The sequence below is a fragment of the Pseudoxanthomonas sp. CCNWLY206-1 genome, from assembly GCF_039710385.1.
In the GTDB taxonomy this organism is placed as follows: Bacteria; Pseudomonadota; Gammaproteobacteria; order Xanthomonadales; family Xanthomonadaceae; genus Pseudoxanthomonas_A.
The window spans coordinates 719,194-737,664 of the sequence record NZ_JBDKXI010000002.1 but is presented as its reverse complement, the minus strand read 5'-3'; the positions used below and the strand labels follow the sequence as shown (position 1 = coordinate 737,664).

Sequence of the window (18,471 nt, the reverse complement as noted above, 5' to 3'; positions counted from 1 at the left end):
GCACATGGATGTGCCTTCCGAAAATTCCCACCGGCGACACGCACCCGAAGGGCGCGCCGCCAGGGGCGTGTTTCTTTGCCTACTTTCTTTGCACGAGCAAAGCAAAGTAGGGCCCGCTGCAAGCGCGTAGATCATCTGTTCCGACGAATTACCCGCGTCAGCGCCAAACGATGATCTCCAACTCCCCAAAACCTACAGAGAAACCTCCCTGCGCTCAGCCGAACTCCGAATCCCCAACTCAATCACCCGCATCACATCCAACGCCTCCCCCGTCGACACCGGCACCGGACCACCGTGCAAGATCGCGTCGCGCATCGCCGCGTAGTACTGCCGATAATCCCCCGGCACACTTTCCACCGATTCCAATCGCATCGTTCCCTGATCATTCACCGTCAATTGCCCGGGTGAAATATCCACACCCCAGCCCGGTTCTCCGGGCTTGCCCCCGGCACGCAGGCTGTCTTCCTGCGGATCCAGTCCGTGCTTGATGAAACTGCCGCGCCTGCCATGTATCGCGAAGCGTACGCCGGCAGCCGGCACCAGTGAGCCGGCGTGCAGGTGAACGCGGTGCTGCGGATAGCGCAGCTGCGCATGGAAATAGTCGGTGGTGCGCGCGCCTGTTCGCTGCTGCGCCAGATCCGCGGATATCGCGTCCGGCTGACCGAATAGTTGCAGCGCCTGATCGACCAAGTGCGGTCCCAGGTCGTACCACAGGCCGCCACCCGGTGCCGGACTTTCACGCCAACGGTCCACGACCGTGGGACGGAAGCGATCGAAATGGGAATGGTATTCCGCAATTTCCCCTAGCAAGCCTTCGCTTATGAGTCGCCGCACCGTCAGGAAATCCGTATCCCAACGGCGGTTCTGGAACACGCTGACGTAACGGCCGCGGGCGTGCGCTTCCGCGACGACTTGTTCGGCTTCCGCCACCGTTATCGTGAATGGCTTGTCTACGACCACATGCTTGCCTTGCGCCAAGGCCGCTTTGGCGAGAGGCGCGTGCGTTTCGTTGGGCGTGGCGATCACCACCAGATCGATGGCGGAATCGGCAAACGCTTCCTGCGGGTCGGCGAGCACCCGTATTTGCGGATGGTCCAGATGCACCTTGCCCGCGTCACGCGAGACCACCGTATGCAAGTGCATTCCAGGCGTGTGGGCGATCAGCGGCGCGTGGAATACCTTGCCGACGAAACCGTAGCCCACCAGGGCGACATTGAGAATGTGGTCCATGCCGCTTTCCAAAAAGGAGAAGCCACGATGATAGAGGGTGGGCGTGGTGTTTTCATGCGGGATTTTCCATGCTGAACGCGCCACCAATCTCCACATGCGCTTAAAGCGTTTTTCACGTGCGCTGTACGCCGTCGCGCCGAGACTCGCCGTCGCAGCACCAAGACAGGAGAAAGCCATGCGCAACATTCGTGCGATTCCACATTCGATGCTCGCCAGCGCATTGTCGATAGGTTTGTTGTTCGCCGCCGGCACGGTGGCAGCCGCCGGCCAATCGACCCAAGCACCTGAGAAGGAGGAAAAAGCAAAGACCGAATCTTCTCAGCCAGTCAATGACACCTGGATCACCACCAAGGTGAAAAGCGAATTGGCGGTGGCTGAAAATGCCGATGCAACCGATATCAAAGTCGAAACCACCAACGGCGTGGTCAAACTGTCCGGAAAGGTCGACAGTCAGGCTGAGATCGATAAAGCCGTATCGGTCGCCGAGGGCATTGATGGCGTGAAGAAGGTCGACAAATCCGGTTTGGTTGTCGGCAAAGATTGATCCCACTGCTGTGGCACGGAGCGGGTGCATCCCAATGCAGGATGCACCCGCTCTTTTGTGTATCCATCGATGTGGCAGTGGTTGCCGGGCTTGGCCCGGAGAAGATCCTTTCCCGTCCTCCTTCCGCCAGCCATTCGGCTATTGAGAGCGCCACAGGAAAGAGGAGTCAGGGTAGTGACCTATGCTTCTCAGGGAGGAAGACGCGATGAACCGATTGCCTACTCGATGGCTGTCCACATGCGGGTTGTTGCTGCTCATCATGGCGATGCCGGCACGAGCCGCGGAGCCGGTAACGTCGGTGCCGGAGCTGGATATTTCGCGCTACGCCGGCCAGTGGTACGAGATCGCCCGTATGCCCACGTCGTTTCAAAAGGACTGCGCAAGCGATGTGATTGCCCACTACACGCTGGATAAACCGAGCGAGTTGGGAGTGCGCAATCATTGCCGCAGGACCGATGGCGGTATCAAGTCGGCACGGGGTGTGGCACGGCCCGTTGAAGGCCACGCCGGCCGCTGGAAGGTGAGGTTCTCGCCGGATTGGCTAGCGTTTCTGCCGTTCGTCTGGGCCGATTACTGGGTGATCGATCTGGATCCTGGTTATCAATGGGCGGTGGTGGGCGATCCGGACCGTGAACATCTCTGGGTTCTGTCGCGAATGCCGGCCATGGATTCGGCATTGTTTGAGCGGCTCAAGAAGCGCGCGGAAGCGATGGGCTACAACGTGGAACAGCTGATCATGAGCGCGCCGCTTCATTAGCGCGCGCTCCACGTAGAGCGGAGCTTGCTCCGCTGCTCTTCGCCGGGGTGACAAAAAAGCAGCGGAGCAAGCTCCGCTCTACATGAGCATGCCGGAAAGCAGCGGAGCAAGCTCCGCTCTACATGAGCATGCCGGAAAGCAGCGGAGCAAGCTCCGCTCTACAACTGGCGCGAATAGCGCAGTTGCAGGAAATCTTCGCCCGGGTTGGGTTCTTCGATGCCGCCGTTCGAGAAATGCTGGAAGCGAAGCGCAAGTTCATGCTGCTGCTTGTCACCGAAGCGCTTGCCGACCGCGATGTGATCGCCAAAATTGAACACGGTGCTGAAGCGCTTTCTTTCGCTGTGATAAACGGGGAACAGCAGGTTGGCGCCAATGCCGCCTTCGATGAACCAACCCTCGTTCCAGCGGTGCGGATAGACCCGCAGCACCGGCGTTACGCCTACTTGAGCGACCCATTGCGAACCTTTTCCTTCGCTGTGCCAGCGGCCCAGCGCCACTTCCCAGTAGCCTGTGGCACGTCCCCAGGAGAGCTCTTTCTCCCACGCCCAGTCGCGGGTGGCGCCGATGACCAGCATCTGGGTCTCCTTCGCCGCCACGCCGGCTTGTACGAAGGTGGTGGTAGGCATGGCCGGATGGCGCTCCTGGGCGGCCACAGGTAGCGTGGATAGCAGCGTTGCAAGTGCGAGGACAAAGCGCGCACCCCACGAGAACCGGCTTTTTCTTTCAGTGAAGGATGTGTGTAAATGCGAGGCGACGGAGGCCTCGTTTACGCGTACATGAGAGCGGATACGTTGGAACGACGGCACGATACTTACTCATAAAAAATGGCGAGAGCCGTCCTGGGGGAGGGCGGCCGGCTCTCGCGGTGGCATACATGATTTGCTGTTCTTTCCGGGCGTCTACGGCTGTGCGGCCAACGCAGGTGCGACATCCTGTTCGCCCCAGCCGCCCAACGATTTGTAGATCGTCACCACACCGACATTGACGCCGGCTTCGGCCTGGGCCAGTGCATCGTCGGCGGCCAGCTGTGAACGTTGTGCATCCAGCAGCGTCAGGAAGTCCGACGAGCCTTCACGATAGCGAACCTCCGCCAATTCCGCTGCCCGTCTTGCAGCAACGGATTGTTCCAGTACCAATTTGAGTTGGGTCTGCCTTTTGGCATAGGACAGCAGTGCGTTTTCGGTATCTTCCAGTGCGGACAACACGGTTTTTTCGTACTGCGCCGCTACGCCATCGGCTTGCGCTTCGCTTGCACGCAGTCGCGCCCGCACGCTGCCCATGTCGAAGGCCGCCCAACTGACCGAAGGTGTCAGCGACCATGCTTTGTTGTCGCCATCGATCAGCCCGCGGAAATCACCGGACAGGAAACCGACGAAGCCGCGCAGGCTGACCCGCGGGAACAGATCGGCGGTGGCGACGCCCACGCGAGCAGTGGCAGCCGCCAACCGGCGTTCCGCCGCGCGTACATCCGGCCGTTGACGGAGCAACTGGGTGGTATCTCCGATCGGCAGCGCCTTGGCGAATGCCGGCATTTCACGCGGCGTCAGTAGCGCATCCAGCGCACCCGGGCGTTGGCCCAGCAATACCGCCAGGCGGTAGCGCGACTGCGCTTCGGATGCTTCCAGCAACGGCACGCCGGCTTCCACCGCACGTACCCGCGCCAGACTGCTCTGCACTTCCAACTGGCTGCCGGCGCCCAGGTCGTAACGCGATTCGGTCAAGCGCTGCGTTTCGCCCAGGTTCTCCAGTGTTTGCCGCGCCACTTCCAGACGCCGCTGCGTGCCACGTAGTTCGAAATAATTGCGCGCCACTTCGGCGGCCACCGTGACCTGCGCGGCGGCCAGTTCGTTGCGCTCGGCTTGCAGGTCCGCATGCGCGGCTTCGGCGCCGCGGCGGATGCGGCCGAACAGATCCAGCTCCCACGCCGCGTCGAAACCGGCGCTATAGGTTTCCGTCAGTTCGCGCCCGCCGCCTTCGACAGGCTGCTTGCTGCGGGTCTGCTCCACGCCGACCGGTACGTGGGGCGCCAGGTCCAGCCGCCGCTCGCTGAATACCGCGCGCGCTTCCTGCACGCGGGCGATGGCGATGCGCAGGTCCGGATTGGCCAGCAGTGATTCGCGCACCAACTGGTCCAGCACTGGATCGTCGAACTGGCCCCACCACGTCGCGATGGGGTGTTCGCCACTAACGAAAGCCGCGTCGGGCGCGCGCTCTAAAGAGGCATTCTCGAGCGTGGTGGGCGTTTCGGCCGGCGCCACGTAATCCGGTCCCACCGTCACGCAGCCGGCCAACAGCGCGGCGGCGATGCCTACGACAAGTGTGCGCATCACCATGGCAGCACCTGTCCGGCGTGAGTGAAGGTGGCGTTGGGGCCATCGTCGGCGATCAACGCCATCGCCACGCTGGTGCGTGCACCGTCGGCCACTTCCAGCTCGCCTTCGCCGGCATTCATGTCGGTCTTCACGTAGCCGGGGTGGATGGTGTTGACCTTGATGGCACTGTCGCGCAATTCGTAGGCCAACTGTATGGTCCAGGCGTTCAAGGCGGTCTTGGAGACGTTGTACGCAGGAATCTTGAAGTCGTAGATCGGCGATGTCGGATCGTTGTGCAGCGCTATCGAACCCAGCAAGCTCGATACGTTGACGATACGGCCCGACGGGGAACGATGAAGCAGCGGCAAGAACGCCTGCGTTACTGAGATCACGCCAAACAAGTTGGTCTCGAACGTGGTGCGCCAGGCATCCAATGTTTGCTCGGATACTTTCTTGCCAAACTCATCCACCACGATCCCAGCGTTGTTGACCAGGATATCCAGCCGGCCATGGCGCTTTTCCACTTCCTGTGCGGCGGCGGCAATACTGGCCGCATCGGTGACGTCCAGCTCGATGGCTTCGACGGGAAGCCCTTCGCCTTGCAGTTGCAGTGCGGCTTCCACGGCTTTGGCGCGGTTGCGGCCGGCCAGCAGCGTGTGCACGCCGGCTTCGGCCAGCTGGCGCACCGTGTGCAGGCCGATGCCGCGGGTGGCGCCGGTGACCAGTGCGATCTTTGAAGTAGTGTTCATTGAAATACCTGCGGAAGAAGGATTAGTGGTGTGCCGTAGCGGATGCGGGCACGACGTTGTGCGACACCAGCGGCCGGTTGGCCAGCTTGCGCAGCGCCACATAGAAGACCGGGGTCAGGAACAGGCCGAACAGGGTCACGCCCAACATGCCGGAGAACACCGTGATGCCGGTGATCGAGCGCACTTCCGCGCCGGCGCCGTGCGACAACACCAGCGGCACGGTGCCGGCGATGAAGGCGATGGACGTCATCACGATGGGGCGCAGGCGCAGGCGGCAGGCCTCCAGCGCGGACTCGACGATACCCTTGCCCTGCATTTCCAGTTCGCGGGCGAACTCGACGATCAGAATCGCGTTCTTGCATGCCAGGCCCATCAGCACCACCAGGCCAACCTGCACGAACACGTTGTTGTCGCCGGTGAGCCATACGCCCAGCAGTGCGGAAAGCATCGTCATCGGCACGATCAGGATGACCGCGAGCGGCAGCGTCCAGCTCTCGTACAACGCGGCCAGCACCAGGAAGGCAAGCAGCACGGCCAGCGGGAAGATGATGAACGCCGCGTTGCCCTGCGTGGCCTGCTGATAGCTCAGGTCGGTCCACTCGATCTCCATGCCGTTGGGAAGGACCTGCGCGGCCATTTCCTCGAGCTTTTCCATGGCCTCCACCGACGACAGGATGCGCGGGTCGGATTCGCCGAGGATATCGGCGGCGGTATAGCCGTTGTAGCGGATCACCGGGTCGGGACCGAAGGTTTCGGTCACCTTCACCATGCTGCCGATCGGCACCATCTCGCCGTTGGCGTTGCGAGTGCGCAGATTGGCGATGTCCTCGACGCTGTCGCGGAACGGACCGTCGGCCTGCGCGATCACCTGCCAGGTACGGCCGAACATGTTGAAGTCGTTGACATAGGCCGAGCCCAGATAGGTCTGCAGAGTGTCGAACAACTCCGTCAGCGGCACGCCCTGCGCCTTGGCTTTCACACGGTCGACTTCCGCATCCAGCTGCGGCACGTTGGCTTGATAGCTGCTGTTGAGAAAGCCCAGGCCAGGCACTTGCGCGCCCGCGCCCTGCATGCCTTGCACTGCGCTCTGCAGCGCGCCGTAACCCAGGTTGCCGCGATCTTCGATGAACAGCGAGAAGCCCGAACCAGTACCCAGGCCATCGATAGGCGGCGGCATCAACGCGAACGCGAAGCCTTCCTGGACGTTGGCGATCTTCATGTTCAACTCATCGGTGATCTCCTTGGCCGAGCGATTGCGCTCGCTGAAGGGCTTGAGGTTGATGAAGGTGACGCCGTAGTTGGGCGTATTGATGAACTGCAGCGGATTGAAACCCGGGAAGGCGACGTCGTTCTGCGTGCCTTCGATGCTCATCGCGATCTGGCCGATCTTCTTCAGCGCCGCGTCGGTGCGTTCGATCGACGAACCTTCCGGCATCTTCACACCGGCGATGATGTAGGACTTGTCCTGCACCGGGATGAAGCCCCGCGGCACGACCTGGAACATCAGGCCGGTGACCAGCAGCAGGCCGGCGTAGATGGCGAACACCATGCCGCGACGGCCCAGTGCCTTCCCAACACCGCGCTCATAACGCTGCGCATTGGTGTTGAAGAAACGGTTGAAAGGACGGAATACCCAGCCGAACAGGCGGTCGATCAGACGCGTGGGCGCGTCCTTGGGGGCGCCGTGCGGCTTCAGCAAGCGGGCCGCCAACGCCGGCGACAGCGTCAGCGAGTTGATCGCGGAAATCACCGTCGAGATCGCGATGGTGACCGCGAACTGCTTGTAGAACTGGCCGGTGACGCCGGTCAGGAACGCCATCGGTACGAATACCGCGCACAGCACCAGCGCGATCGCGATGATCGGGCCGGAGACTTCCTTCATCGCCAGGTGCGCGGCTTCCAGCGGCGTGGCGCCTTCCTCGATATGGCGCTCCACGTTCTCCACCACCACGATGGCGTCGTCGACCACGATGCCGATGGCCAGCACCAGGCCGAACAGCGTTAGCGTATTGATCGAGAAGCCCAGCAGGTACAACGCGGCGAAGGTGCCGATGACCGATACCGGCACGGCGATCAGCGGGATGATGGAAGCGCGCCAGGTCTGCAGGAACAGGATCACCACCAGCACCACCAGCAGCGTGGCTTCCAGCAGCGTGGTCACGACGGACTTGATCGAGTCGCGCACGAAGATGGTGGTGTCGTAGATCGACTTGTATTCCATGCCCGGCGGGAAGCGCTTGGCCGCCTCGTCCATGCGGCGGATCACTTCGTCGCGGATTTCCAGCGCATTGGCGCCCGGTGCCTGGAATATGCCGATGGCGGCGGCGTTCTCGCCATCCAGGCGAGCGCGCATGCTGTAGTCGCCCGCGGCCAGCTCGATCCGGGCCACGTCGGACAGGCGTACGACTTCGCCGTCGGCACCGGTCTTGATCACGACGTTGCTGAATTCCTCGGTGCTGCCCAGGCGGCCCTTGGCATTGATCAGCGTCAGGAAATCGCTGCCGGTGGGCATCGGTTCGGCACCCAGCTGGCCGGCTGAAACCTGGATGTTCTGCTCGCGCACGGCGGCCAGCACATCGCTGGCGGTCAGGCCGCGCGCGGCCACCTTGTCAGGATCCAGCCACAGGCGCATTGCATAGTCGCCGCCGCCGAATGCTTGCGCGTCGCCGACGCCGGGAATACCGGCCAGTTGGTCTTTCACATGCAAACGCAGGTAGTTGCGCAGGTACAGGGTGTCGTAGCGGCCGTCGGGCGAGGTCAGGTGCACCACCATCAGGAACACCGGTGACTGCTTCTGGGTTGTCACGCCTTGCCGGCGTACGTCCTCCGGCAGGCGCGCGAGCGCCTGGCTGACGCGGTTCTGCACGCGCACCGTCGCCTCATCGGCATCGACGTCGGAATTGAACGTCACGATGGTCTGCAGCACGCCATCGGAGCTGGCGACCGACTTCATGTACATCAAGCCTTCGACGCCGCGGATGGATTCCTCCAATGGCGTGGCCACGGTCTCGGCAATGACCTTGGGATTGGCGCCCGGGTACACGGTACGCACCATCACCGAGGGCGGTACCACTTCAGGGTATTCGCCGATCGGCAGCAGTGGGATCGAGATCAAGCCTGCGGCGAAGATCACGATCGACAGCACGGCGGCGAAGATCGGCCTGTCGATAAAGAATTTTGAGAAGTCCATGGGTGGATTTCCTGAGTAAAAGAAGAACTGCCTACTCCTCCCGCTGCGAAGCAGAGGAGGGCTGTGAGAACTGCTTAAGCGCGGGATAGACGATCGAATGCCGCCTATTTCCGATCTCCCTTGCTCGCGCAAGGGAGAGCTTGGTTATTTCATTGCGACCGCGGGCGCGCTGGGTGCGCCCATCTTCACTGCCTTGGCGTCAACCGGCATGCCCGGGAAGAACACCTTCTGCACGCCATCGACGATCACACGGTCGCCAGGCTTCAATCCCTTCTGCACGATGCGAAGGCCCTCGGCGGAGCGGCCCAGCTGCACGTCGCGCCGCTGTGCCATTCCCTTCTCATCCACCACATACACGTACTTGCGGTCCTGATCGGTCAGCACGGCCTTGTCGTCGACCAGCATGGCCTTGAACTGGCCACTGCCCAGCAACCGCACGCGCGCGAACAAGCCCGGCGTGAAGCGGCGGTCGGCGTTGTCCAGCAGCGCGCGGGCGCGGATGGTGCCGGTGCCGCGGTCTACCTGATTGTCCAGGAAATCGACCACGCCTTCGTGCGGGAAACCATCTTCGCTGACCAGCCCGACCTGCACCGGCACCTTGCCGTCGCGTTCGCTGGGACGTTCGCCGTTACGTGCCATTTCCGCGTAGCGCAGGAAGCTGCGTTCGTCGGCGTCGAAGTGCACGTGCACCTTGTCCAGCGATACCAGCGAGGTCAGTACGCTGGCGGCATCGCCGGCGCTGACCAGGTTGCCGGCGGTCACCAGGGCACGGCCGGCGCGGCCGCTGATCGGTGCGCGTACCTTGGTCCATTCCAGGTTCAAGCGTGCAGCATCCACCGCGGCCTGCGCCGCCGCCACGTTGGCACCGGCCTGGTCGGAAGCGGCGCGGCGCTGTTCGTATTCTTCCGTGGAAATCGCCTGTAGTTCGGACAGTTTCTTGGCGCGGGCAGCCTCGCTGCGGCCCAACTCGGCCAGCGTGCGTGCGCGTGCCAATTCGGCCTGCGCGCGCGCCAGTTCGGTGCGGTAGCTGCTGTCGTCGATGGTGAACAGCACGTCGCCTTTCTTCACTTCCTGGCCTTCGACATAGTTGACGCGGTCGATGTAGCCGGAGACACGCGGGCGCAGTGCGACGGTTTCGACCGCTTCGACACGGCCGTTGTATTCGTCCCAGTGACTGACCTCCTTGATCAGCACCGGTGCGGCGCTGACGGCGGGCGGCGGTGGTGCTCCCGCATTGTCGCTGGCCTGGCTGCTGCAGCCGACCAACACGGCAATCGCCAGCGCACTGAAGGCGCCGAGAGCGAGGATGCGTCGCGTACGAGGTGCAAAAGAAGTGGAGATGTTCATGGGGGAAGTCTCTTGGGTGGTGAGAGGAAAATCTTTTTTAAGCAGGCGAGGCTAGGACCTGAAGTTAGGTTCAGGTCAAGCCAGTGGCGCACGATCGTCGAGAGTAAAGACGTTTTGGGTGTTCACGGCGTGACAACTTCAATAAACAAAATCGGGAATGCATCAGCGGTCGCGCCGATGGTCGGCGGCGGTCCAGGGCGATGCGGGAAAATCGGAGAACAAGGTTTTTTCCGGCGGTCGCGCGCGTTCGGACGTATAGGTCACGATAGGCGCCGCGGCGACGCCGGTGCGGCTCAACAGCGACACCGCGCAGCGGCCTACCGCCAAGGCGCTGGGCCATTCCGCGCACGCATTGCATTCATTGGCCGGCGTGGAGATCGGTTGGTCCACCGACAGCATCTGCACGCGCACGCCCATGGCATTGGCTTCCTCGTGCAGTACCTGGGCCAGCATGCGCATGGCGGCTGCGGTAATGGACGCATGACCATAGCCGGCCCAGCCGCGCTCGGCATGCGGACCGCCAATCAAGATGTAGTGAGCGGTTTCATTCGATTCGGCGAGCAATGGGAGCAGATGACGCGCCGCAGCCAGGTGCGGGATCAGGTCCAGTTCCAGCTTGCGGCGCAGGAAATCCGCCGGCCGGTCCAGCAATCGTCCGCTTTCCCAGGGACTGGCCAGGCTGGCGAACACCGCGCGCAGTGGACGCTTGCGCTTGCGCACGGTCTTCGCCAGGCGCGCCGCGTCCTGGTCGTTGGTGATGCAGCCGGTCGGCAGCAGCGTGAGCCCAGGCTCGTCGGCGAAGTGTTGCGCCAGCGCGCTCATGCGCGCGCCTTCGCGACCGACCGCCAGCACCGGACTGCCGACTTCCAGCAAGGCACCAACCACGCCGAAGCCGACCGTGCCACCCGCGCCCAGCACCAATGCTTCCGGGTTGCGAATACCGGTCATGGCCGCAGTACTCGTGGTGGAAGTGCAGAGCGAGCCCGGCCGCCGGATTGCCGACGGCGCGATACCGCGAACTCGCGTGCGTGAGGGACGAACGACCATTGCACTGAACGCGCACCGGTTATCTCGAGAACGCTGTCGGTGGCAGGCGCCGACGGTGCATGCAGCGCGCGCCGCAACCGCGAGAGCAGTTGGGGGAGGGATTGCCGCCATGTCGCGCGCGCGCCCACGTCGCCATGCTGCTTGGTAGCAGTGACGGCTTGAGTGGGGGATTGAGCGACGACGAGGGACATGGCGGCTTTCTCGCGGACGGCGGCGCGCGCTGCACCGGGTACAGGAGAGATTCTGGCGATGAAGGCATTGGCAGCGATATCCGAATCCTGTTCGGCTATTGCACGATCCTGCGCAGACGAGTGAGCATCGTGCCTCGACACGTCAGCGCGCAGGGCCTTCGCGAGATGACGGAAAAAGCCCGCAGCCTTTGAAAACATCCGTTGTCCGAAGCTTCTTTCGGCCTCGCGGCGAGCTGGGCGCGAGTGTCCAACAGCCATGGCGATTGAACGATTCTTCGCGGCCCGGAGCCGGCGCGGCGAATCCGTGGGAATGCCGGCAGGTGCGATTTCCAATATCCCGCTCATGGGACATTTACTCCCGCAATTGGGATAATTTTCATTACTTTGGTCATGCCCATCACCTGCGAACCGGCTTGCAACCGGACGTCAGCCCGCCGAAAGCGGACCTGTGCGGATTCGCCGGAACCGAGCTGCGGCAGCCCATTCGCCAGCAACAAGCCCGATTTACCGGATTCCCTGGGAACCGGCGTAGGCGTGAATGGCGGGGCGGGCAAGCGGACGGCGAACATGGCGTTAACGGCGCTGTGAGAACAAGGCGCTACGTTATGCCCATAATCGGGACTTGATTAGTCCTGATTTAGGGGAATAATCATCCCGTTGGCGGTCCAATCCGGGATTCGCCACTCGGAGCCTCCCCTATGAGTCACGATCTCAACGACACTTTGATCTTCGTCAAGGTGGTCGAGCAGGGCAGTTTCATCGCCGCCGCCAACGCGCTCGGCCTTCCCAAGACCACTGTCAGCCGCAAGGTGCAGGAACTGGAAACGCGCCTGGGCGCGCAGCTCCTGCATCGCACGACACGCCGGCTCGGCCTGACCGAAGCGGGTGCGGTCTACCACGAGCACTGCCAACGCATTGCGCGCGAACTGGAAGAAGCGGAAAGCGCCGTCGGTCAGTTGCAAGGCGGTCCACGGGGCTGGCTGCGTTTCACCGTGCCGTATTCGGCTGGCATTTCGTGGGTGGCGCCGCTGCTGAGCGAGTTCAACCAGCAGCATCCTGAAGTGCGATTGGAAATGGTGCTGACCAGCGACAAAGTGGACTTGATTGCCGACGGCGTCGACCTGGCGCTGCACTTGGGTTCGTTGCCGGACTCCACTTTGGTGGCGCGCAAACTCGCTACTTTCCGCACGCAGATCTATGCCAGCCCCGAATACATCGAACGCCACGGCGAGCCGTTGCATCCCAACGACCTGCAGCACCATCGCACGCTGGTGATCAGCAATGCGCGCCACAACGGCCGTGCCAACTGGTCGCTGTGCAACAGCAAGGAGCACGGCGAGTACCCGGTGCATCCCATCATGGTGGCCAACGACGCGTCGGTGCTGATCGGCGGATTGCTGTGCGGCGAAGGGCTGATGCTTGCGAGCGATGTGACCATCAAACCGTTCATCGAGAGCGGCGTGGTGCGCCGCGTGCTGGGTGGATGGGTCGGCCCGGACCTGGAGTTCAATGCGGTCTTCCCCGGTGGCCGCATGTTGTCGCCGAAGGTGCGCGCCTTCGTCGATTTCCTGGTGCAGCGATTGAGCTTCGACGTCAACTTCATGATGTCGCGCTGCCCGGCCATGTTGGCCCAGGAAGCGCAACGCAGAATCGAAGCGGAAACAACGGAAACTGCGGAAGCGGCCGAAACCGCGGAAGCGGCCGCTGGCCGGAAGGTGCTGGAGCAGGTGCTGTCCTGATCCCTTAGGTCAGGGCCACGCCCCCCGGCGCCTTTGGTCGGCAACGGCAGGCGTCGGTCATATAGCGCCGACCTACGTCGTTGAACTGTCGTGGCTTTAGAGGGATTCCGATAGCGACAGATACCGCAACGCCTTTACCATCGGTGCGCAATGCGGAGTAAGTTCATGGAACTTACCTCTGCATATCCCACACCTCATCAAGGATGCGCACGTGAAGAAGCTGATCGGAACGGCGATGTTGTTGGCCCTGGCCGCCTGCCGCGACCCCGCACCTGATCCAACGGTCCCGGCGGTCGACTCCGCGAAGGAGCCGGCTACGTCGGCCGTTCGCCCTGCGGATCCTGCTCCTTCTCCTACACCGACCCCCGCACCGACACCGACACCGACACCGACACCGACCGCCGACGACGATCCGACCGCCGTCAATCAATCGATCGACGACCTGCTGGGTGACCATGAGCACTACCAGACGGTAATCCATCAGTTCCAGCAAGCCGTGGCGGACAAGGACGCGGCCACCGTCGCATCGCTGGTGAACTATCCATTCACCGCCACCATCGATGGCAAGCGGGTCAAGATCGCGAACGGCGACGCCTTCGTGCAGCAATACGAAAAGATCGTCACGCCGGCGATCGCCAAGGCGATAACGCAGCAGAAGTACTCGGAGCTGATGGTCAACTACAAGGGCGTGATGTTCGGCAGTGGCGAAGCGTGGATCAACGGTATCTGCAAGGACAAGGCCTGCCAGAAGTTCGATGTGCGCGTGGTGGCGATCCAGCCGACGAGTTGACAGTTGCTTGGAGCGGATCACTCAACGTGTGGGAGCGACGTGAGTCGCGACCGGAAACATCAACGTCGCGACTCACCGGTGCCGGGCGTCCCGGCACCACTCCCACAAGGACGCTTCACCTCCGCCGAAGGAAAAAGGCGGCCAAAGCCGCCTTTTTCTTTCAAACAAATCACCGGCGCATCAGCGCCAAGATCATTCCACCTTCACTTCCACCCGACGCGCCTCGTCAGCGCTGCCAGCACCGGTGGTCTCTACCGGTTTGCTCAGCACGATTCGCTCCATCGCGATCCCATTGACCACCAACCATTGCTGGATGGCTTGCGCGCGCTGCTTGGCCAGCTCCTGGTTGACCGCCACATCGCCGCTGGTGTCGTGGTAGCCGGACACCAACGCCTGTCGATTCGCCTCCGAATGCAATGTGCCCAGCACGCTGGACAGGCGCGCGCTGGCGTCGGCGGGCACCACGGCTGAGCCGACATCGAAATAGACCTTGGCCAGTCGCCCATCGATCAGCTCGCCCGCAACCATCGGCGCGGACGACACGTGCGCCGAACTCGTGGAGGCGCCCCCGATCCAGCCATTCACCGGCAGCACCGGCACCAGCAGCAGCGCCACGATGTTGATGATCTTGATCAGCGGATTGATGGCGGGGCCGGCGGTGTCCTTGTAGGGATCGCCGACCGTGTCGCCGGTAACCGCGGCCTTGTGCGCTTCGGAGCCCTTGCCGCCGTGGTGACCGTCTTCGATGTACTTCTTGGCGTTATCCCAGGCGCCGCCGCCGGTGGTCATCGAAATGGCCACGAACAAGCCGGTGACAATCGTACCGATCAACAGGCCGCCCAGCGCTTGCGGTCCCAACAGCAGACCGACCACGATGGGCACCGCCACGGGCAGCAGCGACGGCACGATCATTTCCTTGATCGCCGATTTGGTCAGCAAGTCGACTGCCTTGCTGTAGTCCGGCTTGCCGGTGCCTTCCATGATGCCGGGGATTTCGCGGAACTGGCGGCGCACTTCTTCGACGACTGATCCAGCCGCGCGGCCCACCGCTTCCATCGCCATCGCACCGAACAGATAAGGAATCAGGCCGCCGATCAGCAGGCCGACGATCACCAGGTGGTTGGACAAATCGAAGGTGAAAGAGACACCCGGATTTGCTGCCTGCAGGTTGTGCGTGTAGTCGGCGAACAGCACCAGTGCGGCCAACGCGGCCGATCCGATCGCATAGCCCTTGGTGACCGCCTTCGTCGTATTACCGACGGCATCCAGTGGATCGGTAATGGCACGGATTTCCGGCGGCAGTTCCGCCATTTCCGCGATGCCGCCCGCGTTATCGGTGATGGGACCGTAAGCATCCAGCGCCACGATCATGCCTGCCATCGACAGCATGGCGGTGGCGGCAATGGCGATGCCGTAAAGACCGCCCAGTGAGTACGCCACCAGAATCGCTGCGCAAACCGCGATGACCGGCCACGCAGTCGACTTCATCGATACGCCGAGGCCGGCGATGATGTTGGTGCCATGCCCGGTGGTGGATGCCGCGGCGACGTGCTGTACCGGCTTGAACTGAGTGCCGGTGTAGTACTCGGTGATCCACACGATCGCGCCGGTCAACACCAGCCCGACCAACGCGCAGCCGTACAGGTTCAACGCGCCGCTGGGCGAGTCGGCCATCAGTTGGGTGGTGATGGGGTAGAAGGCGATCGCCGCCAGCACAGCCGACACGATCACGCCCTTGTACAGGGCGCCCATGATCGAACCACCGGCCTTAACTTTGACGAAGAACGCGCCAATGATCGAAGCGATGATCGACACGCCGCCCAGCACCAACGGATACAGTACTGCGTTGCTGCCGACTTCGGCCGCCATCAGGCTGCCCAGCAGCATGGTGGCGATCACGGTGACCGCATAGGTTTCGAACAGGTCCGCCGCCATGCCGGCGCAGTCGCCGACGTTATCGCCCACGTTGTCCGCGATGACGGCCGGGTTGCGCGGGTCGTCCTCGGGAATGCCGGCTTCCACCTTGCCCACCAGGTCAGCACCGACATCCGCGCCCTTGGTGAAGATGCCGCCGCCCAGGCGGGCGAAGATCGAGATCAGCGAACTACCGAACGCCAGACCCACCAGCGCGTGCAGCGCGGATTCGCCGGTGATGCCCATGCGCGCCAGCACCATGTAGTAACCGGCTACGCCCAGCAGGCCCAACCCGACTACAAGCATGCCGGTAATCGCACCACCACGGAACGCAACATCCATCGCCGCGCTAAGGCCTTTGTGCGCCGCTTCCGCGGTACGCACGTTGGCACGGACGGAAACATTCATGCCGATGTAGCCGGCAGCACCCGACAGCACGGCACCTATGAGGAAGCCGATGGCAGTGGGCCAACTGAGAAAGAAACCGATAAGCAGGAACAGCACGACCCCGGCGATGGCGATGGTGGTGTATTGCCGGTTGAGATAAGCGCTTGCGCCTTCCTGCACGGCCGCCGCGATTTCCTGCATGCGGGGATTGCCGGATGGCTGCCTGAGTATCCAGCGCGCCGAGAAAATACCGTAGAGAATCGCCACCGCGGCGCAAATCAGCGCCAACGTCAAACCGTATTGTTCCAGCATGTCCCCTCCCAAGGTTGATGGATGTTGTCCAGCAGACGCATGAACACGAAACCCAATCCCGATGGAGCTGTTGAACGATTGGGCGCAATGACGGCTGCGTTGCACTGCAGCGGGCATTGCGATGTTCAGACATCCCTGGAGCCGACCCGAGTATGAACCGATGGTTGCCGCGCCGCTAGCCGCTGCGGCCACGGTTCAGTGATTCCGTGCCAGCCTGCCGGCTTTCGACAGTGACGGAATGCCCGATGCGATACCTGATGCGCTCCATCGCCATGCCACCCGCCTTTTCGGCCGGCTTGCTGGCGGCGACGATCCTGTTGACCGGCACCCTTCACGCCGCGACGACGGAGCCCAAGCCCGAGATACAGCGCCCTAGTGCCGTGACGCCGCCGCAGGCGGTTGGCGTCGTGCACACCGTGCGACAGATTCCCGAAGCCTGCGCTCGCATCGAAGGCGCTTTTACCGGCCAGGCCGCGGAGCCCTATCGCTTTGCCCTGGTACGGACCAGCCCGCAATGCCAGCCGCGTGCGCGCGTCGTTGATTTCGCCAAGGCCCAGCCTTCCGAAACGACGGGCTGGAAGTTCAACGACCTGCTCCGCATTCCCAACGCCGCGTGTCCCTCGCAGCAGGCAGTCGTGCGTGTGTGGCGCATGCCCGTTGACAACACGCTGGCAAAGGACGGCCAAGGTCAGGCCAGGGTTTATCTGGAAGATGCCAAGCAGCAAGCTGCCGCCGGAAAACTCGCGCAAGCCAAGATTCCGCTATACGCCGCGGAGACGAAGGTGGAAGGGAAGGCGTGTCCGTAGCGCGAGCGGTGTAATTTGTAACGTGCGCTATGCGCACGAACACAGTTGCCGGTGTTGCCGTTGCCGTTGAAAAGCAGAGGGCCGCGAAATGCGGCCCTTCTGTCATCCAGGGAAGAGGCACGTCGGACTACTTTGCTAATTCCTTGGTCATGAAAATACTGTAGGGATCTTCCACATAGTCGGAGAACGGCGCGCATTCCTGGAAGCCGAAACTGGCGTAAAGCCGATGCGCCGGTGCGAAAGCCTCCATGGACCCGGTTTCCAGGCTCAGCCGCCTATAGGAGCGGCGATGGGCTTCATCCAGGATATGGCGCAGCAGCGCGGCGGCCACGCCCTTCCTCAGGTGTGCGGACGCCGTGCGCATGGATTTGATCTCGCCATGTTGGGGATCCAGTTCCTTGATTGCCCCACAGCCCATCAGCTCAGTGCCGTCCCACGCGCTCCAGAAAGTAATTTCTGGCTTGCGCAGTGCTTCGATATCCAGGGCGTGGATGCTTTCGGGAGGGGAGTGCAGCGTCATGCTGTGCAGGTGTTCACGTAGCAGCCCGGCGATCTCGGGGCCGCGCAAGTCGTCTATGCGGATTTTCATGGGGTATTTTTTGGGGGCAGGGTTGTTGGGAAAAAAGAAAAGCCCGTGGCGGCGGCCTCAGGCATTGCGGTAAAACTCGGTTCGACGGGAGTCCGAATCAACGCGCATCCGGCTCTCCGGGAAACTGCACAGCACCCTTCGGAAGAACGACGCCCGGAAGCATGCGAGACGTCCAGATGTGCATGGCCTGGCGCAGGTCGACGGGCTTATCCAATGAGCCGCCCTTGACGCTCACGACATCGGTGGAACCACGCCGCCGATGCCAAAGCCTCGATCCGCAGGCGGGGCAAAATGCGCAGTCGAGCGTGTTTCCTGTATCGGTAGGACGCGACCAGAAGTTTGGCTCACCTTGCAGAACATGGAGCGCGGCTTGCGGCACGATGAAAGAAATTCCGAATGCCGATGCGGACTGCTTCTGGCACTCCCGGCAGTGGCAAACATAGATTTCAATCGGCGCATGCGACAGCTGGTATCGGACCGCACCGCACTGGCATCCACCGAAGAGAACATCGCTTTCGTCCGACATGATCGCAAGCCCTTCCGGGGTCAGCCCCGCGTCTAAATTAT

The 18,471-nt window shown here is 62.6% G+C and carries 16 protein-coding genes and 1 pseudogene; 6 read left to right on the top strand and 11 right to left on the bottom strand.

What is annotated here, in order from left to right; genetic code table 11:
• Positions 1 to 192: 192 nt before the first annotated feature.
• Complete coding sequence (locus tag AADW18_RS07485) at positions 193 to 1,230, bottom strand: oxidoreductase (protein WP_337342719.1); 1,038 nt, start codon at positions 1,228 to 1,230, stop codon at positions 193 to 195.
• A 175-nt stretch (positions 1,231 to 1,405) separates the two neighbouring features.
• Between AADW18_RS07485 and AADW18_RS07480 the strand changes: the two genes are divergently transcribed.
• Both AADW18_RS07480 and AADW18_RS07475 read left to right on the top strand, forming a co-directional pair.
• A complete protein-coding gene (locus AADW18_RS07480) occupies positions 1,406 to 1,774 on the top strand; it encodes a BON domain-containing protein (RefSeq protein ID WP_337342758.1) in 369 nt (122 codons plus the stop codon).
• Between the two features lie 205 nt (positions 1,775 to 1,979).
• Positions 1,980 to 2,531 (top strand): lipocalin family protein, encoded by a 552-nt coding sequence (locus AADW18_RS07475; RefSeq protein WP_337342718.1) that lies wholly within the window; start codon positions 1,980 to 1,982, stop codon positions 2,529 to 2,531.
• Positions 2,532 to 2,689: 158 nt separating this feature from the next.
• Here AADW18_RS07475 and AADW18_RS07470 read toward each other — a convergent pair whose 3' ends face one another.
• From AADW18_RS07470 to AADW18_RS07445, 6 genes are all read right to left on the bottom strand, one after another.
• A complete protein-coding gene (locus AADW18_RS07470; protein ID WP_337342717.1) occupies positions 2,690 to 3,157 on the bottom strand; it encodes an acyloxyacyl hydrolase in 468 nt (155 codons plus the stop codon).
• A gap of 273 nt (positions 3,158 to 3,430) precedes the next feature.
• Positions 3,431 to 4,864 (bottom strand): TolC family protein, encoded by a 1,434-nt coding sequence (locus AADW18_RS07465; protein WP_337342716.1) that lies wholly within the window; start codon positions 4,862 to 4,864, stop codon positions 3,431 to 3,433.
• On the bottom strand, positions 4,858 to 5,592 hold the full coding sequence (locus AADW18_RS07460; protein ID WP_337342715.1) for an SDR family oxidoreductase: 735 nt from the start codon (positions 5,590 to 5,592) through the stop codon (positions 4,858 to 4,860). The genes AADW18_RS07465 and AADW18_RS07460 overlap by 7 nt, the downstream gene beginning before the upstream one ends.
• Before the next feature lie 22 nt (positions 5,593 to 5,614).
• A complete protein-coding gene (locus tag AADW18_RS07455) occupies positions 5,615 to 8,782 on the bottom strand; it encodes a multidrug efflux RND transporter permease subunit (protein ID WP_337342714.1) in 3,168 nt (1,055 codons plus the stop codon).
• A gap of 144 nt (positions 8,783 to 8,926) precedes the next feature.
• Positions 8,927 to 10,129 (bottom strand): efflux RND transporter periplasmic adaptor subunit, encoded by a 1,203-nt coding sequence (locus tag AADW18_RS07450; protein ID WP_337342713.1) that lies wholly within the window; start codon positions 10,127 to 10,129, stop codon positions 8,927 to 8,929.
• 162 nt (positions 10,130 to 10,291) lie between these two features.
• Positions 10,292 to 11,077, bottom strand: a complete 786-nt coding sequence (locus tag AADW18_RS07445; protein WP_337342712.1) for an SDR family NAD(P)-dependent oxidoreductase — start codon at positions 11,075 to 11,077, stop codon at positions 10,292 to 10,294.
• Positions 11,078 to 11,346: 269 nt separating this feature from the next.
• On the opposite strand from AADW18_RS07445, the gene AADW18_RS07440 reads away from it, so the two are divergent.
• From AADW18_RS07440 to AADW18_RS07430, 3 genes are all read left to right on the top strand, one after another.
• Positions 11,347 to 11,559 (top strand): hypothetical protein, encoded by a 213-nt coding sequence (locus tag AADW18_RS07440; RefSeq protein ID WP_337342711.1) that lies wholly within the window; start codon positions 11,347 to 11,349, stop codon positions 11,557 to 11,559.
• 506 nt (positions 11,560 to 12,065) lie between these two features.
• Positions 12,066 to 13,106: a LysR substrate-binding domain-containing protein gene (locus AADW18_RS07435; protein WP_337342710.1), complete on the top strand. Its 1,041-nt coding sequence runs from the start codon at positions 12,066 to 12,068 to the stop codon at positions 13,104 to 13,106.
• 211 nt (positions 13,107 to 13,317) lie between these two features.
• Positions 13,318 to 13,896, top strand: coding sequence for a hypothetical protein (locus AADW18_RS07430; RefSeq protein ID WP_337342709.1), 579 nt, complete (start codon positions 13,318 to 13,320; stop codon positions 13,894 to 13,896).
• A gap of 192 nt (positions 13,897 to 14,088) precedes the next feature.
• Here the strand turns inward: AADW18_RS07430 and AADW18_RS07425 are convergent, their stop codons facing one another.
• Positions 14,089 to 14,424, bottom strand: a complete 336-nt coding sequence (locus tag AADW18_RS07425; RefSeq protein ID WP_337342757.1) for an OmpA family protein — start codon at positions 14,422 to 14,424, stop codon at positions 14,089 to 14,091.
• 60 nt (positions 14,425 to 14,484) lie between these two features.
• Positions 14,485 to 16,509: pseudogene (locus tag AADW18_RS07420) on the bottom strand (sodium-translocating pyrophosphatase); the annotation flags it as partial.
• A gap of 245 nt (positions 16,510 to 16,754) precedes the next feature.
• Here AADW18_RS07420 and AADW18_RS07415 point away from each other — a divergent pair.
• Positions 16,755 to 17,315, top strand: a complete 561-nt coding sequence (locus AADW18_RS07415) for a hypothetical protein (protein ID WP_337342708.1) — start codon at positions 16,755 to 16,757, stop codon at positions 17,313 to 17,315.
• A 127-nt stretch (positions 17,316 to 17,442) separates the two neighbouring features.
• On the opposite strand, the gene AADW18_RS07410 is transcribed toward AADW18_RS07415, so the two are convergent.
• Both AADW18_RS07410 and AADW18_RS07405 read right to left on the bottom strand, forming a co-directional pair.
• Complete coding sequence (locus AADW18_RS07410) at positions 17,443 to 17,904, bottom strand: GNAT family N-acetyltransferase (RefSeq protein ID WP_337342707.1); 462 nt, start codon at positions 17,902 to 17,904, stop codon at positions 17,443 to 17,445.
• A gap of 97 nt (positions 17,905 to 18,001) precedes the next feature.
• Complete coding sequence (locus tag AADW18_RS07405) at positions 18,002 to 18,430, bottom strand: GFA family protein (protein ID WP_337342706.1); 429 nt, start codon at positions 18,428 to 18,430, stop codon at positions 18,002 to 18,004.
• Positions 18,431 to 18,471 lie beyond the last annotated feature (41 nt).

What these genes read in the sequence shown, in the direction of transcription:
- AADW18_RS07485 (WP_337342719.1), bottom strand. Translation starts at nt 1,230, where the DNA reads ATGGACCACATTCTCAATGTCGCCCTGGTGGGCTACGGTTTCGTCGGC.
- AADW18_RS07480 (WP_337342758.1), top strand. Translation starts at nt 1,406, where the DNA reads ATGCGCAACATTCGTGCGATTCCACATTCGATGCTCGCCAGCGCATTG.
- AADW18_RS07475 (WP_337342718.1), top strand. Translation starts at nt 1,980, where the DNA reads ATGAACCGATTGCCTACTCGATGGCTGTCCACATGCGGGTTGTTGCTG.
- AADW18_RS07470 (WP_337342717.1), bottom strand. Translation starts at nt 3,157, where the DNA reads ATGCCTACCACCACCTTCGTACAAGCCGGCGTGGCGGCGAAGGAGACC.
- AADW18_RS07465 (WP_337342716.1), bottom strand. Translation starts at nt 4,864, where the DNA reads ATGGTGATGCGCACACTTGTCGTAGGCATCGCCGCCGCGCTGTTGGCC.
- AADW18_RS07460 (WP_337342715.1), bottom strand. Translation starts at nt 5,592, where the DNA reads ATGAACACTACTTCAAAGATCGCACTGGTCACCGGCGCCACCCGCGGC.
- AADW18_RS07455 (WP_337342714.1), bottom strand. Translation starts at nt 8,782, where the DNA reads ATGGACTTCTCAAAATTCTTTATCGACAGGCCGATCTTCGCCGCCGTG.
- AADW18_RS07450 (WP_337342713.1), bottom strand. Translation starts at nt 10,129, where the DNA reads ATGAACATCTCCACTTCTTTTGCACCTCGTACGCGACGCATCCTCGCT.
- AADW18_RS07445 (WP_337342712.1), bottom strand. Translation starts at nt 11,077, where the DNA reads ATGACCGGTATTCGCAACCCGGAAGCATTGGTGCTGGGCGCGGGTGGC.
- AADW18_RS07435 (WP_337342710.1), top strand. Translation starts at nt 12,066, where the DNA reads ATGAGTCACGATCTCAACGACACTTTGATCTTCGTCAAGGTGGTCGAG.
- AADW18_RS07425 (WP_337342757.1), bottom strand. Translation starts at nt 14,424, where the DNA reads ATGGTTGCGGGCGAGCTGATCGATGGGCGACTGGCCAAGGTCTATTTC.
- AADW18_RS07415 (WP_337342708.1), top strand. Translation starts at nt 16,755, where the DNA reads ATGCGATACCTGATGCGCTCCATCGCCATGCCACCCGCCTTTTCGGCC.
- AADW18_RS07410 (WP_337342707.1), bottom strand. Translation starts at nt 17,904, where the DNA reads ATGAAAATCCGCATAGACGACTTGCGCGGCCCCGAGATCGCCGGGCTG.
- AADW18_RS07405 (WP_337342706.1), bottom strand. Translation starts at nt 18,430, where the DNA reads ATGTCGGACGAAAGCGATGTTCTCTTCGGTGGATGCCAGTGCGGTGCG.